Genomic DNA, 12,822 nt, shown 5'->3' on the forward strand with positions numbered 1-12,822 from the left:
AGGCTGTTGCATGCTCAAGCTGACCCGCATTGCCGCCGTGGCACTGATCGCGCTGGCCCTGCTGCTGGCGGTGGTGGCCTTCCTTGTCAGTCGGCGTGCCGCCCCCACCGTGGTGGCCGCGCCGCAGGTGGCTGGCCAGCCGCAACAGTGGCCGGTGGTGGAAGCGGCGGGCGAGCTGCCCGCGGGCCGACCCATCAGCGCCGCCGACCTGCGCATCGGCAGCGCGCCGCAGGCACCGCAGGGCGGCTACGCCAGCATCGCCGAGGCCACCGGCGCCGTGCCCGTGCACGCCATTGCCGCAGGTACCGCACTCAACAGTGCGCTGATGGCACGCGGCTACGCGCTGCGGCTCAATCCGGGCGAGCGCGCCCTTGCAGTGCCGGTGGATGAGCTGGTGGCCGCGGGCAACCGGATCCTGCCGGGCGATTACGTCGACGTGTTCCTCAACCTGCGCGCGCCGCAGGGCATGGGCACCGAGGGCCAGGCGCAGGCACGCCTGTTGTTGTCGCGGATGCGGGTGCTCAGCTACGGCGCCGCAGACACCGCACCGGGCCAGGCCGCGCCCACCGACACCGCCAGCGAGGCCAGCACCGACGCCCGCGCGCAGGACATCCAGGGCAGCGCATCGTCCACCAGCAGCACCAGCACCAGCGCACCGGTGCGCAGCGCGGTTCTGGCGGTGCCGGTCGCCGAGGCCAACCGCCTGTTGTTGGGCGCACAGCAGGGTCGCCTGTTCCTGGCGCTGCGCAACCCGGCCGATGTGGGCCAACCCGACCAGGAATTGTTCGCCCAGCCCGGCGGCGTGCTGGATGCACGGCGCGAGCTGAGCCCTGAACAGCGGCTCGCGCTGCAGTCTCCCGAAAACGACGCCTACGCCGGCATCGACAGCGACGCACTGGCCGGCCGCAGCACACGCCCGGCCCGGGCGCCCGCACCGGTACGCGCCAGTGCGCCGCGCCAGGCACCGCGTCTGGACCGCGGTGTCGAAATCATCCGCGGCGATGTTTCCTCCCACAGCGGCTCGCGTTGAGCCATGCCGAGACTTTCCATGACCCAACGCCCTGCCCGCCTGCACCGTTCCCGCCACTGGCCGACCCGCCTGCTGCTGTTGCTGGTGTTGGGCATCTGCCCGGTGGTGGGCATGGCCAACGCCGATGTGGTGCTGCAGACGCGCGAACAGCGCCCGTGGACGTTGCCGGCCGACCTGGACCGGGTCGCCATCGCCGATCCGGGGGTCGCCGATGTGGTGATGCTGCGGGGACCGCGCCAGGCGCTGCTGGTGGGCAAGGCGCCAGGGACCACCACGTTGTTGCTGTGGCGGCGCCAGCAGAGCGAGCCGCAGCGGATGCAGATCGAAGTGCGCAGCGCAATCCAGGGGGCGCTGCCACCGTCGGGGGACCTGCAGCTCACGCTGCAGGATGGCCAGGGCCTGCTGCAAGGGAGTGCGGCAGGCCTGTTGGACCATGAGCAGAGCCGCAAGGCGGCGACCATGGCCCTGGGCAAAGAGGGTCAACTCGCGGATGTGTCCACCATCGCCAGCGGCGGTGTGGTGCAGGTGGACGTGAAGGTGGTGGAGTTCAACAAGTCGGTGCTGCGCCAGATCGGCATGAGCTTTGCCAACAAGAATTTCAGCGGCAGCAACGGCTTCTTCTACGGCATCACCCGCCCGGGTGGCACGCTGCCGGGCGTACCGCCGGCCACCGACCCGGGCACCAGCCCGGACAATGTGGTGATCACCAATCCGTTGTCGTCCGCGTTCGGCCTGGTGTTCAAATCGCTCACCCACGGCTGGGACGCCAACATCGACCTGCTGCAGAACAACGGCATGGCCCGCGTGCTGGCCGAGCCCACCCTGGTGGCCCTGTCCGGGCAGAGCGCCAGCTTCCTGGCCGGCGGCGAACTGCCGATCCTGGAGCCGCAGGGCCTGGGCACCACCACGGTCACCTTCAAGCCGTTCGGCATCGGCCTGACGGTTACCCCGACCGTGCTCGGCCCCGACCGCATCGCGCTCAAGGTGGCCCCCGAAGCCAGCGATCTGAACTACGCCGCGGGCATCTCCTACAACGGCGTGCAGATCCCGTCGATCACTACCCGTCGCGCCGATACCACGGTGGAGCTGGGCGACGGCGAAACCTTCATCATCGGCGGGCTGGTCAGCAACACGGTCAGCTCCAGCGTCGACAAGATTCCGCTGCTGGGCGACCTGCCGATCATCGGCGCGTTCTTCCGGAGCCTGAACTACAAGCGCGAGGAAAAGGAGCTGGTGATCATCGTCACCCCACGGCTGGTGCAGCCGCTGGCCCGCAACACGGTGGTGCCGCTGCCGGGCGACCGCGAGGTCAAGCCCAACCTGCCGGTCTGGGGCGCGTGGCTGCTCAGCCCGGCCTCGTCGGACCAGCTGCCCGGCTTCTCGCGCTGACCCGATGCCAGGAGCCCAGCCCGCATGTCTACCGCCACCCTCCACCTGCTGCAACCGATGGCGCCGCCGGTGAGCCTGGTACTGGTCGCGCCTGACCGCAGCCTGCTGGACGTGCTCGGCGCCAAGCTGCCGCCCGGCACCCGCGTGCACTGGGAGGACAGCCGCGAGTCGATCACATCGCTGGACGTGCACCGCCGCACCGGTGCCTGCGTGGTGCTGCTCGACTTCCGGCACGAGCAGGCCAGCGCCACGACCGACCTGACCCGCCACCTGCAACGCACCCTGCCCGACCTGCCGCTGGTAGCGGTCGGCTCCACCGCCAACGATCAACTCGACGGCGTCGTGGCGGCGCTGCGCGCCGGCATTCGCGACATCCTCGACTTGGACGCATCCACCGCCGACATCGACGCAGTGCTGCGCCGCGCCGGCAGCACCCCCGGCGTGCGCAGCGTGGCGCCCGAGACAGCCCGCAAGGCGCGCCTGGTGCTGGTGCTGGGCGTCCGCGCCGGTGTGGGCAGCAGCACCCTGGCCGCGCACGTGGGCGTGCTGGCCCAGCAGCTGGGCCATCCGGTGGCCCCGCCCACCGCGAACGCGGACCCGGCCCCGCCCGACAACAGCCTGCTGCTGCTCGACCTCGGCCTGCCGGCCGGCGACGCCGCGCTGTATCTCAACCTGGACAGCCAGTTCCACTACAACGATGCGCTGCGCAACGCCACCCGCATCGATGCCACTTTCGTCCGCACCGCCATGACCCGCCACCCCGGTGGCCTGGCCCTGCTCGGCCAGCCGGCGGGCAGCGAAGCCGGCCCCATCGCCGACCCGGCCGTGCTGGTGCAGCGCCTGCGCGGCGTGTTCGAAAGCGTGTTGTGCGACGTCGGTGGTGCGCCCGTGCGGCAGATCCCGCGCTCGCTGCTCAACAGCGCCGATGAAATCTGGCTGGTGGCCGATCAGGCCATTGGCACGCTGGTGTCGCTGGACCTGGCCTTGAAACAGCTGGAGGCACTGGGCGTGCGCGACGGCCGCCTGCAGCTGGTGATCAACCGGCACGACGAAGGCGGTGGCCTGGCGCCCCAGCAGATCGCCGAGCGCTTCAGCCTGCCGCTGCTGGCCACCCTGCCCGACTGCAATCGCCTGCGCGCCAGTGCCAACCACGGCCACCTGTTGCTGCAGGATGCCCCGCGCGACCCGTACCTGCGTGCCCTCACCCCGCTGCTGGCGCGACTGGACCCGGCACTCGCCGGCGTCCTGCCGCGTGGCTGGCGGGAAAAACTCGTCCTCCGCCTGAGTGGTCTCCCATGGAAGACAAAGTGATGCCGTTCGCGCCGCCGCATGCCCGTGCCGACGCCGGCACCATGGCCGATGCCGTGGTCACCCCGTTTGCCCAGTCCGACGAGTACCAGAAGGTACTGGTCGCCGCCCATGAGCACCTGCTCAACAGCATCGAAGACGAACGCATCGACATCGATGCCTGGGCGCCGGACACGGTGGCGCGCTACGTGCACACCCAGACCGCCATCTTCGTGCAGGAGTGGCGCATTCCGGTCAACGAATCGGAAATGGAGGTGGTGGCCGCGGCGCTGGTCAAGGAGCTGACCGGGTTCGGCCCGCTCGACGACCTGCTGCACGATCCCAGCATCGAAGACATCCTGATCAACGGCTACAAGGACATCCACGTGTCCCAGGGTGGCCGCCTGCTGCGCGCGCCACAGCGCTTCAGCGACGACAGCCACCTGCTGCGGATCCTGCGCCGGATCCTGGCACCGCTGGGGCGCCGGCTGGACGAGTCCAACCCGATGGTGGATGCGCGCCTGCCCAACGGCGGGCGCCTCAACGCGATCATCTCCCCGCTGGCGGTGGATGGTCCCATGGTATCCATCCGCAAGTTCCGCAAGGACCCGTTCACCCCCGACGAACTGCTGCGCATGGGCACCTTCGACCGCCCCATGCAGGCGCTGCTGCATGCCCTGGTACTGGGCCGCTGCAACATCCTGGTTTCCGGCGGCACCAGTTCGGGCAAGACCTCGCTGCTCAATGCGCTGGCCAGCTACATTCCGGCCGACGAACGCGTCATCACCGTGGAAGACACCGCCGAGCTCTCGCTCAACCACCCGCACGTGGTGCGCCTGGAAAGCCGCATCGGCGGCGCCGACGGCCAGGGCGCGGTGAGCATCCGCGACCTGGTGCGCAACAGCCTGCGCATGCGTCCGGACCGCATCGTGGTGGGCGAGGTGCGCGGCGCCGAAGTACTGGAAATGCTGCAGGCCATGAACACTGGCCACGACGGCTCGATGGCCACCATCCACGCCAACTCGCCGCGTGACTGCCTGTACCGGATCGAGATGCTGGCCGGCTTCGCCGGTTTCCAGGGCAGCGAAGACAGCCTGCGCCGGCAGATCGCCAGCGCGATCGACTTCATCGTGCAGATCTCGCGCCTTGGCAGTGGCCGCCGCGTGCTGGTGTCCATCACGGAAATCACCGGGGTCAGCGACAACCTGATCAGCACCCAGGAAATGTTCCGCCACGAAATCCAGATCGATGCCGACGGCAAGGAGATCGACCGCTGGATCGGGCTCGGCTTCCATCCGCATTCGCACAAGCTCGAACCGTTCCGGCGGCAGCTGCGCGAGGCACTGGACGGAGGCTACTGAGCATGACCACGGTGCTGCTGCTGTGCAGTGCGATCCTGGTGCTGGTGGCCGTGGCCATCGAGCTGTGGATGGGCGCGGCCCGGCGCGAACGCCTGCGCGCCTCGCTGCAGCACACCGAACAACGGCTGGCCGCCACCCCGGCCACGCCGCAACTGGCCGGCATGCCGGCGCGTCCCGCGGCACCGGCCGCACTGCCCACCGGCACCCGCCGCGCCGGTGGCCTGCCGTGGGATGCGCTGCTGCAACGCGCCGCGCTGCGCACCGGCTGGCGTCTGCCGATCCTGTGGCTGCTGGGAGCGACGCTGCTGGGCTGGGCCGCGGCGGCGCGCATCGGCACCGCGTGGATGTGGCCGATCACCCTGGGGCTGTGCGCATTGCTGCTGGGGCTGTGGATCTCGCGGCGCATCCTGGGCCTGCAGCGCCGCCTGCTGCGCCAGCTTCCCGACTTCCTGGACAACCTGGTGCGCTTGACCGCGCTCGGCAACAGCCTGCAGATGTCCTTCCAGACCGCCAGCCAGCAGGTGCCGATGCCGCTGCGTGGGCTGCTCGATGACACGCTGTCGGGCACCCGCAGCGGGCTCGACCTGGACCGCGCCCTGAGCCAGGCCGCGCAACCCTACCGGCTTGACGTGCTGGACGTTCTGGCCGTGGTGCTGGGGGTCAGCATCCGCATCGGCGGACGCTCGGACCAGATCCTGCAGCGCATGAGCGACTTCATGCGCGATGTCGACCAGGCCCGCCAGGAACTGATGGCCACCACCTCCGAAACACGCATGTCGGCGTGGGTGCTCGGCCTGCTGCCGCCGCTGTCGGCCCTGCTGATGGCCATTGCCAGTCCGGACTTCTTCGCACCGGTGCTGGAGGTGCCGCTGGGCCACCGCATCCTCGGCGCGGCGCTGGTGATGGAACTGATCGGCGGCTTCCTGCTGTATCGCCTGGCGCGCTCGCTATGAGCGCCAGCACCCTGCTCATCGTGGCCTTGCTGCTACTCGCCCTGGGCGTGGGCCTGCTGGGCATTGCCGGGCTCTGGCTCAGCGGCCAGCAGCAGCGCACCGCCGCCACCCTGCAGGGCGCGCTGCGCAGCCGCGAGCCGCGCGCGCCGGCCGAATCGGGCACGCCACCACCGGTGGCCGCCGCGCCGCGCGGCTGGGCCTGGCTGGCCACGCTGGGCGAGCGCTTCAACGGCGGCCGCATCGAAGCGGCGCTGCTGGCCCCGGAAGACCGCCTGCTGCTCGACCAGGCCGGGTGGCACACGCGGGTCGGCACCGCCACGTTCCTGGCCCTGCGCCTGCTGATCGCGCTGGCCGGCCTGCTGCTGGCCGCGATGTTCTACGACGGCGACGGGCTGAGCCGGGTGGTGGTGATGGGGGCCGCGCTCGGCGCCGGCGTGCTGCTGCCCAAGTTCGCGCTGCGCGCCTGGGCCACGCGGTTGCGCCGGCGGGTTTCGGCCGAACTGCCGCTGCTCATCGACCTGCTGCGCCTGCTGCAGGGCGTGGGCTTCAGCATGGACCAGAGCCTGCAGACGCTGGGCGACAAGCTGCGCAGCGCGATCCCGGTGCTGGGACGTGAAATCCAGCAGGCCAACATCGCCTACATGCACGGCCGCAGCCGCCAGCAGTCGCTGCGCCGCCTGGCCGAGTCCTTCGGCGACGAAGACCTGCGCAGCCTGGTGCAGCTGATGCTGCAGGTACACGAACACGGCGGCGCGGTGCAGGAGCCGCTGCGGCAGTTCAGCGTGCGCCTGCGCGAACAGCGCCGTTCCGCGCTCAAGGAAAAGGTGGGCAAGCTCTCGGTGAAGATGACCATCGTGATGATGCTGACGTTGTTGCCAGCGCTGATGCTGGTGTTGTCGGGCCCGGCGATCATCGCCCTGGCCAATGCCGTGAACCGTCTGGGGTGACCACCATGCCGATCCAATTCCGCCACTGCGCCGTACTGCTCATCACCGTGGCGGTGTGCACCGCCTGCGGGTCCGCGCGCAACGCCTACAAGCCCGACCCGCTCAGCCTGGCGCCGCTGGACACGCCGCCCCAGGACGACAAGCGCATGTACCTGGACCTGATCGGGCAGATGCAGCGCCAAGGCGCGTACTACGCCTCGCTGGCGCATGTGGAGGCCTACCGCCTGCGTTACGGTGACAGCCCTGCGCTGCGCCTGTTGCAGGCCGACGCGCTGCGCGAAACCCAGCAGACCGACGCCGCGCGTGCGCTCTACACCAGCCTGGCCAGCGGCCCGCAGGGCGCGGCCGCCTGGCACGGTCTGGGACTGATCGCCGCACGGGCCGGCGATGCCACGCAGGCCGAGGCCAGCCTGGCCCGCGCCGTGCAGCTGCAACCGCTGAACACCGACTACCTGGGCGATCTCGGTTTCGCCCGGCTGCGCGCTGGCGCGCTTGAACCGGCACGCGAGCCCTTGGCCAAGGCGGCCGAACTGGCGCCGGGCAGCGTCAAGGCCAATGCCAACCTGGCGGTCTGGGCGCTGTTGCGCAACGACCCGGCCATGGCCGAGCAGATCATGCGCAGCGCCGCGCTGCCCGACACCGCGCGCCAGGAAGTACAACGGCTGGCGCAGCAGCTGCGGCAGCCGCCCGTCGCGCGCGCCACCCCGCTGCCGCCAGCGGCCCTGCTTGCCGCTGAAACCCCGGCCAGCCGCGCACCGTCGAGCACGGGCGCACCCCGGGCGACGCGCGCCGATGCGCGCCTGGCCCCGTCGATGCTGGAACGCTTCGGCGCCACCCACCACGCCAACGAGAGCACGCCATGACGCCCCTTCCCTGCGCGGTGCGCACCACGCTGCTCGCCGCCGCCCTGCTCGCCTGCGCCGGGGCGATGGCCCAGCAGCGGCCCCTGACCGGGCAGATGCTCGGCGACGCCCCGCCCACCGCCGGGCCTGCAGCGCCGATGCCCGGCCCCGCCGCGCCGCCGCCACCGGCATCGCGTCAGGTGCTGCCGCCGTTGCCCGCCAGCGCGCCGTTGGCCCCGATGCTGCCCTCGCGCCCGCAGATCGGCGACACCACCCGCGCCCTGCTGCAGCTGCAAGCCAGTGGCGCCAGCGCCGGCCCACGTCTGCACATCCTCGGCGACCAGGCCTCGCTCAGCTACGCGCGCTACCTGGAAAGCTTCACCCACCCGATCCCCGAATTCCTCGACACCAGCGTACGCAAGCAAGTCACTGGTGCCGGCAACGGAGAGTGATCCCATGAACCGGTCGCGACCGCCTTGCCCTGTCCTGCCACCGGCGTGCCGCCAACGCGGCGGCATGTCGGTGACGATGATGCTGGTGATGCTGGGCCTGGTCACGATGCTCGGCCTGGTGGAAATCGGCTACCTGTACTGGGCCAAGCGCGATGTGCAGAAGATCGCCGACCTGTCCGCGCTGGCCGGTGCACAGCGGCTGGATCTGTGCACGGCCAACCGGGCCGACAACGCCGCCGCGCGCAGCAACGCACTGACCGCCAACCGTTTCCCCGGCACGCTGCAGGTCAGCTGTGGCGTGTGGAACCCCACCCACGCCAGCGCCGACCATTTCATCGGCACCGCCCCGGCGCCGGTCAACGCGGTCAAGGTCATCGCCGAACGCCCGGTGCTGCCGTTCTTCGGCCAGACCCACGGGTTGCCACAGGTACGCGCACAGGCCGTGGCCACGCGCGCGCCGCCCTTGGCGGTCTTCAGCGTGGGCTCGCAGCTGCTGCGGGTGAACGGCAACACGCCGCTCGGCGGTGTGCTGAAACTGGTCGGGGTGGACCTCGACCAGACCACCCTGCTCGGTTACGACGGCCTGGCCCAGGCCAAGATCACCCCGGGCGGCCTGCTCAGGGCGCTGGGCATTCCAGTAGACGCCAACATCAGCGTCGGCGATTTCAACGCCCTGCTGGCCGCGCACAAGGTCTCGCTGGGGCAGTTGCTGGATGCCACCGCCAGCGTGCTCAGCCAGAGCGGTGTGGCCCATGTGGATATGCGCGCACTCAAGGACGCACTGGCCGCCAAGCTCGATATCAACCAGCTCAACCTGCAGCTGGGCAGCAACGCGTCCGGCAGCGGCCTGTTCGGCAGCATCGTCGCCCCCGACGGCCCCGCCTCGGCGGCGCTGCAGGCCGAGGTCAACGCGCTGGACCTGATCACCACCAGCATCAGCATCGCCAACGGGGGCCGCGGCGTGGCGGTCAACAACCTCAGCATTCTCGGCCTGGTCCAGGCGCAGACGGCCATCATCGAGCCCCCGTCGATTGCCATCGGCGGCGTCGGCGCGCGCGCCTACAACGCGCAGGTGCGGGTCAAGCTGGACATCGACAGCAACAAGCTGTCGCTCGGCCTGGGCAAGGTACTGGCCGCGCTGGGCATCCGCCTGCACCTGCCGGTGTATGCCGATGTGACCAATGCCATGGGCACCCTGACCGGGCTGCAATGCGCCGCGCAACCGGCCACCGCCACCATCCGCGTGGAGTCCTCGGTGCTGCGCGCGTGCGTGGGCAAGGTGGATGCCGCCACGCAGTTCTCCACGCGCAACGTGTGCGACGCCAGCCTGCAGAACGAACAGCTGCTGACCCTGCTCGGCGCGCCGTTGATCAATGACCAGATCAAGCTCAACGCGCTCACCCACGATGAAACGCTGACCCTGTCACCGGGCGAGACCGGGTCGACCTGGATCAACGGCGCGCAGATCGGCACGGCGGTCAACGACCTGGTCCGGGAGCTGCTGCGTGTGCTCAGCGGCATGCTCAACCCCGCATCGAAGGGCATGGGCAACGCCGATACCGCCAACCAGCTGGCCGACCAGTTCCTCAAGGCGGCCAACCCAGGCAATGGCCTGTACGACGTCGACAAAACCATTGCGCTGCTGCGCAACGGCTCGTCGGCGCAGGGCATCGAGGCCTTCGGTGACTGGGAGGTCAAGGATGGGGTGCCATACGCCTGCGGCCTGCTTCTTCTGAAGACCTGCTACAAGGACGGCTCGGCCTGGGAGGGCTATCGCGCCGTGGTCACCGGCCAGGGCCTCGGGGTATTGGATGGCCTGCTCGGCACTGTCCTGGGCGGGCTGGTGATCAACCGTTGCAGCGGGCTGGTCAGCACGCTGCTGGCCTACAACAGCTGCGTCAAGGGCAACCTGGCTACGTACCTGCAGACCGCTCCGTCCGGCATGCTCGACAACCACCAGGGCAGCGGCAGCGTCACCGACCCCGGCACCAACAGCGTGGCCTGCAGCGGCCTGTTGTGCACCCTGCTGCGGCCGGTGCTGGAGGGGTTGCTCAAGCCCCTGCTCAACGGCGTGGGCACGCTGCTCACCCAGACCCTTGCGATGGTGCTGGGGCTGGAACTGGGCCGCACCGACGTGCACCTGCAGGCGGTGCAGTGCAACCCTGCCCAGCTGGTGTATTGAGTGCCGTGCAGCCTGCGCCCGCAGGATGCAGGGCGCAGCGGGACACGCTAGACTGCGGCGGGGACTGGATTTTCACAGACGAAATTTCACCGATGCGCCACTCGTGGACGGCCTGATGATGCAAGAGAGAAAAACCCTGGGTTCCACCCGCCAGCGCCTGCTCGTGGGCAGCCTGGTGCTGCTGTCGCTGGGCCTGGTTCCGCAGGCACTGGCCGCGCGCGCGCCCAAGGGCGAGGCCACCGAGCCGGCGCGCAGCGCCCCGGTGGTCCGCAACACCGTGGATGAGCTGCGCCAGTTGGTCGATTCCAAGCAGTTGACCGAACTGCGCACCACCTACAACGGCAGCTACGGCGCCAGCCTGCTGTTCAACACCAGCACGCTGCAGTATTACGCCGCCTTGTTCCACGACAAGGATTTCTGGCGCGTGATCAAGACCGATTCGGTCGACGACGCCGAAAAGGTGTACCGCACCTTCGTGCAGCAGACCGAAGAACTGGCCCAGGTGTACATCGACACCACGCGCCTGGAAGCCGGCAAGCGCTACACCGAAAACCTGGTCGCCTTCAACGAACAGCGCCTGCGCAGCCTGCAGCAGGAAGCCGAGCTGCAGCGCCAGCAGTCGCTGCAGGTCAGCAGTTCGATCCAGCAGGCCAAGCAGCAGGCGGTAACGCTGAGCACCGACCTGCGCAGCACGCACAGCCAGCTCGACGCGCTGAACCAGCGCATCCAGGCGCTGCAGGCCCAGCAGGGCAATCCGGCGTTGTCGTTGCCCACGCCGGAAAGCAGCGCACCGGCCATCGCACCGGCGCCCACGGGCGAATCCAGCAACCCGTAACGCCACGCGGCTCCCTGCCCCGCAGGGAGCCTGCCGCCGCTACGCGCGGCATCACCGCGCCTTTCCGCCACACCCCAGCCTGTTGCTGCTGCCGGTGCGCCTTGGCCTGTGCCCGCGCGCAGTGCAGTACCCTGTGCCTCTACGAACGGCGTAGCGCACAAGGACACGGCCATGGCGATCCCCACCCGGTTGCACTTCCCGCGCGCGCCACGGCGGCTGGCCGCCGCATGCACGCTGCTGGGTGCCCTGGCCTTGCTGCCTGCCACCCACGGCGCCACCGCCGGCGCAGCACCGCTGGACGCCGCGGCATCCGACCCGGGCGCGTTGGGCTGGATGCAGGGCTTCCCGCCGCCGGAGGCCAAGCGCATCCGCTACACCGACAGCGACTATTTCGCGTTTCCCAAGCTGCGTTGGACCGCCTGCCACTTTCGCCAGCTGATGCCCACCGTGGGCGTCAGCCGCGGGCCCGGGGCAGCGGCGCCGCTGCCACAGCGCCTGGATGCGGCGATCGACGCGCTGCCGTTCACGCCCTTGAACACGCGTACCCGCATGACCTGGGCGCAATCGCTGCAGGCCAATTACACCGACGGCGTCATCGTGCTGCACGACGGCGTGGTGGTGTACGAACGCTACGCCGGCTGCCTGCAGCCCGATGGCCAGCACGGCGCGATGTCCGTCACCAAATCGATCACCGGCCTGCTCGGCGAAATGCTGGTCGCCGAAGGCGTGCTGGATGAGAACGACACCGTCGGTGCGATCATTCCGGAACTCGCGCACAGCGCGTTCGGCGATGCCACGGTCAAGCAGGTGCTGGAGATGACCACCGCCCTGCGCTACAGCGAAGACTACGCCGACCCCAACGCCGAAGTCTGGCAGTACGCCGCCGCCGGCAGTACGCTGCCGCCTGCCCCGGGCTACACCGGTCCACGCAGCTACTACGATTACCTGCAGACCGTGCAGAAACAGGGGCGCCACGGCGAGGCGTTCGGCTACAAGACGATCAACACCGACACCCTGGGCTGGATCATCGCGCGGCGTACCGGCAAACCGGTCTCCACGCTGCTGTCCGAGCGTATCTGGACCCACCTGGGTGCCGAGCAGGACGCCTACTACACCGTCGATTCCAGCGGCACGCCGTTCGCCGGCGGCGGCTTCAATGCCGGGCTGCGTGATATGGCCCGGCTGGGCCAGCTGCTGCTGCAGGACGGGCGCAGCAATGGCGAGCAGGTCGTACCTGCGGCCGCCATCGCGCGCATCCGGGCCGGTGGTGACAGGCGCGCCTTCGCCAAGGCCAGCTATCCCCTGCTGCCGGGCTGGAGCTATCGCGGCATGTGGTGGGTGAGCCACAACGCACACGGCGCCTACATGGCGCGCGGCGTGCACGGCCAGGCCCTGTATATCGATCCTGCGGCCAAGGTGGTGATCGCCCGCTTCGGGTCGCATCCAGTGGCCGGCAACAGCGCCAACGACCCCACCACCCTGCCCGCCTTCGATGCGCTGGCGCGCTACCTGATGGCGCAGCCCACCCTGTAGGGTCTGGGCGG

The 12,822-nt window shown here is 69.9% G+C and carries 11 protein-coding genes; all 11 read left to right on the forward strand.

From position 1 onward, the window contains the following. Nucleotides 1-10 precede the first annotated feature (10 nt). The 11 genes from cpaB (at nucleotide 11) to AC6CHL_RS02630 (ending at nucleotide 12,811) form a co-directional block, all read left to right on the forward strand. Nucleotides 11-1,030 carry a Flp pilus assembly protein CpaB gene (gene cpaB / locus AC6CHL_RS02580; protein ID WP_038688084.1) on the forward strand — a complete coding sequence of 340 codons (1,020 nt, stop codon included), beginning with the start codon at nucleotides 11-13 and terminating at the stop codon, nucleotides 1,028-1,030. A gap of 18 nt (nucleotides 1,031-1,048) precedes the next feature. Next, nucleotides 1,049-2,419: a type II and III secretion system protein family protein gene (locus AC6CHL_RS02585; protein ID WP_081797205.1), complete on the forward strand. Its 1,371-nt coding sequence runs from the start codon at nucleotides 1,049-1,051 to the stop codon at nucleotides 2,417-2,419. 24 nt (nucleotides 2,420-2,443) lie between these two features. Continuing rightward, the gene (locus AC6CHL_RS02590; RefSeq protein WP_038688080.1) at nucleotides 2,444-3,730 is read left to right on the forward strand and encodes a fimbrial protein; all 1,287 of its coding nucleotides are present in this window, start codon (nucleotides 2,444-2,446) and stop codon (nucleotides 3,728-3,730) included. After that, a complete protein-coding gene (locus AC6CHL_RS02595) occupies nucleotides 3,715-5,067 on the forward strand; it encodes a TadA family conjugal transfer-associated ATPase (RefSeq protein ID WP_038688078.1) in 1,353 nt (450 codons plus the stop codon). The genes AC6CHL_RS02590 and AC6CHL_RS02595 overlap by 16 nt, the downstream gene beginning before the upstream one ends. 2 nt (nucleotides 5,068-5,069) lie before the next feature. Then, entirely contained in the window at nucleotides 5,070-6,020 is a 951-nt protein-coding gene (locus tag AC6CHL_RS02600; protein WP_498293210.1) for a type II secretion system F family protein, read from the forward strand. Continuing rightward, complete coding sequence (locus AC6CHL_RS02605) at nucleotides 6,017-6,967, forward strand: type II secretion system F family protein (protein WP_463601095.1); 951 nt, start codon at nucleotides 6,017-6,019, stop codon at nucleotides 6,965-6,967. Before AC6CHL_RS02600 ends, AC6CHL_RS02605 begins: the two co-directional genes overlap by 4 nt. A gap of 5 nt (nucleotides 6,968-6,972) precedes the next feature. Then, nucleotides 6,973-7,830: a tetratricopeptide repeat protein gene (locus AC6CHL_RS02610; protein ID WP_498293212.1), complete on the forward strand. Its 858-nt coding sequence runs from the start codon at nucleotides 6,973-6,975 to the stop codon at nucleotides 7,828-7,830. Beyond that, nucleotides 7,827-8,261 carry a DUF3613 domain-containing protein gene (locus AC6CHL_RS02615; RefSeq protein ID WP_498293214.1) on the forward strand — a complete coding sequence of 145 codons (435 nt, stop codon included), beginning with the start codon at nucleotides 7,827-7,829 and terminating at the stop codon, nucleotides 8,259-8,261. Before AC6CHL_RS02610 ends, AC6CHL_RS02615 begins: the two co-directional genes overlap by 4 nt. 64 nt (nucleotides 8,262-8,325) lie before the next feature. Next, nucleotides 8,326-10,443: a TadG family pilus assembly protein gene (locus AC6CHL_RS02620; protein WP_498293216.1), complete on the forward strand. Its 2,118-nt coding sequence runs from the start codon at nucleotides 8,326-8,328 to the stop codon at nucleotides 10,441-10,443. Nucleotides 10,444-10,558: 115 nt separating this feature from the next. After that, nucleotides 10,559-11,278: a DUF2968 domain-containing protein gene (locus tag AC6CHL_RS02625; protein ID WP_498293218.1), complete on the forward strand. Its 720-nt coding sequence runs from the start codon at nucleotides 10,559-10,561 to the stop codon at nucleotides 11,276-11,278. Between the two features lie 171 nt (nucleotides 11,279-11,449). After that, nucleotides 11,450-12,811 (forward strand): serine hydrolase domain-containing protein, encoded by a 1,362-nt coding sequence (locus AC6CHL_RS02630; RefSeq protein ID WP_498293220.1) that lies wholly within the window; start codon nucleotides 11,450-11,452, stop codon nucleotides 12,809-12,811. Nucleotides 12,812-12,822: the final 11 nt, after the last annotated feature.

Source organism: Stenotrophomonas sp. GQ19 (assembly GCF_059758695.1).

What these genes read in the sequence shown, in the direction of transcription:
- cpaB (WP_038688084.1), top strand. Translation starts at nt 11, where the DNA reads ATGCTCAAGCTGACCCGCATTGCCGCCGTGGCACTGATCGCGCTGGCC.
- AC6CHL_RS02585 (WP_081797205.1), top strand. Translation starts at nt 1,049, where the DNA reads ATGACCCAACGCCCTGCCCGCCTGCACCGTTCCCGCCACTGGCCGACC.
- AC6CHL_RS02590 (WP_038688080.1), top strand. Translation starts at nt 2,444, where the DNA reads ATGTCTACCGCCACCCTCCACCTGCTGCAACCGATGGCGCCGCCGGTG.
- AC6CHL_RS02595 (WP_038688078.1), top strand. Translation starts at nt 3,715, where the DNA reads ATGGAAGACAAAGTGATGCCGTTCGCGCCGCCGCATGCCCGTGCCGAC.
- AC6CHL_RS02600 (WP_498293210.1), top strand. Translation starts at nt 5,070, where the DNA reads ATGACCACGGTGCTGCTGCTGTGCAGTGCGATCCTGGTGCTGGTGGCC.
- AC6CHL_RS02605 (WP_463601095.1), top strand. Translation starts at nt 6,017, where the DNA reads ATGAGCGCCAGCACCCTGCTCATCGTGGCCTTGCTGCTACTCGCCCTG.
- AC6CHL_RS02610 (WP_498293212.1), top strand. Translation starts at nt 6,973, where the DNA reads ATGCCGATCCAATTCCGCCACTGCGCCGTACTGCTCATCACCGTGGCG.
- AC6CHL_RS02615 (WP_498293214.1), top strand. Translation starts at nt 7,827, where the DNA reads ATGACGCCCCTTCCCTGCGCGGTGCGCACCACGCTGCTCGCCGCCGCC.
- AC6CHL_RS02620 (WP_498293216.1), top strand. Translation starts at nt 8,326, where the DNA reads ATGTCGGTGACGATGATGCTGGTGATGCTGGGCCTGGTCACGATGCTC.
- AC6CHL_RS02625 (WP_498293218.1), top strand. Translation starts at nt 10,559, where the DNA reads ATGATGCAAGAGAGAAAAACCCTGGGTTCCACCCGCCAGCGCCTGCTC.
- AC6CHL_RS02630 (WP_498293220.1), top strand. Translation starts at nt 11,450, where the DNA reads ATGGCGATCCCCACCCGGTTGCACTTCCCGCGCGCGCCACGGCGGCTG.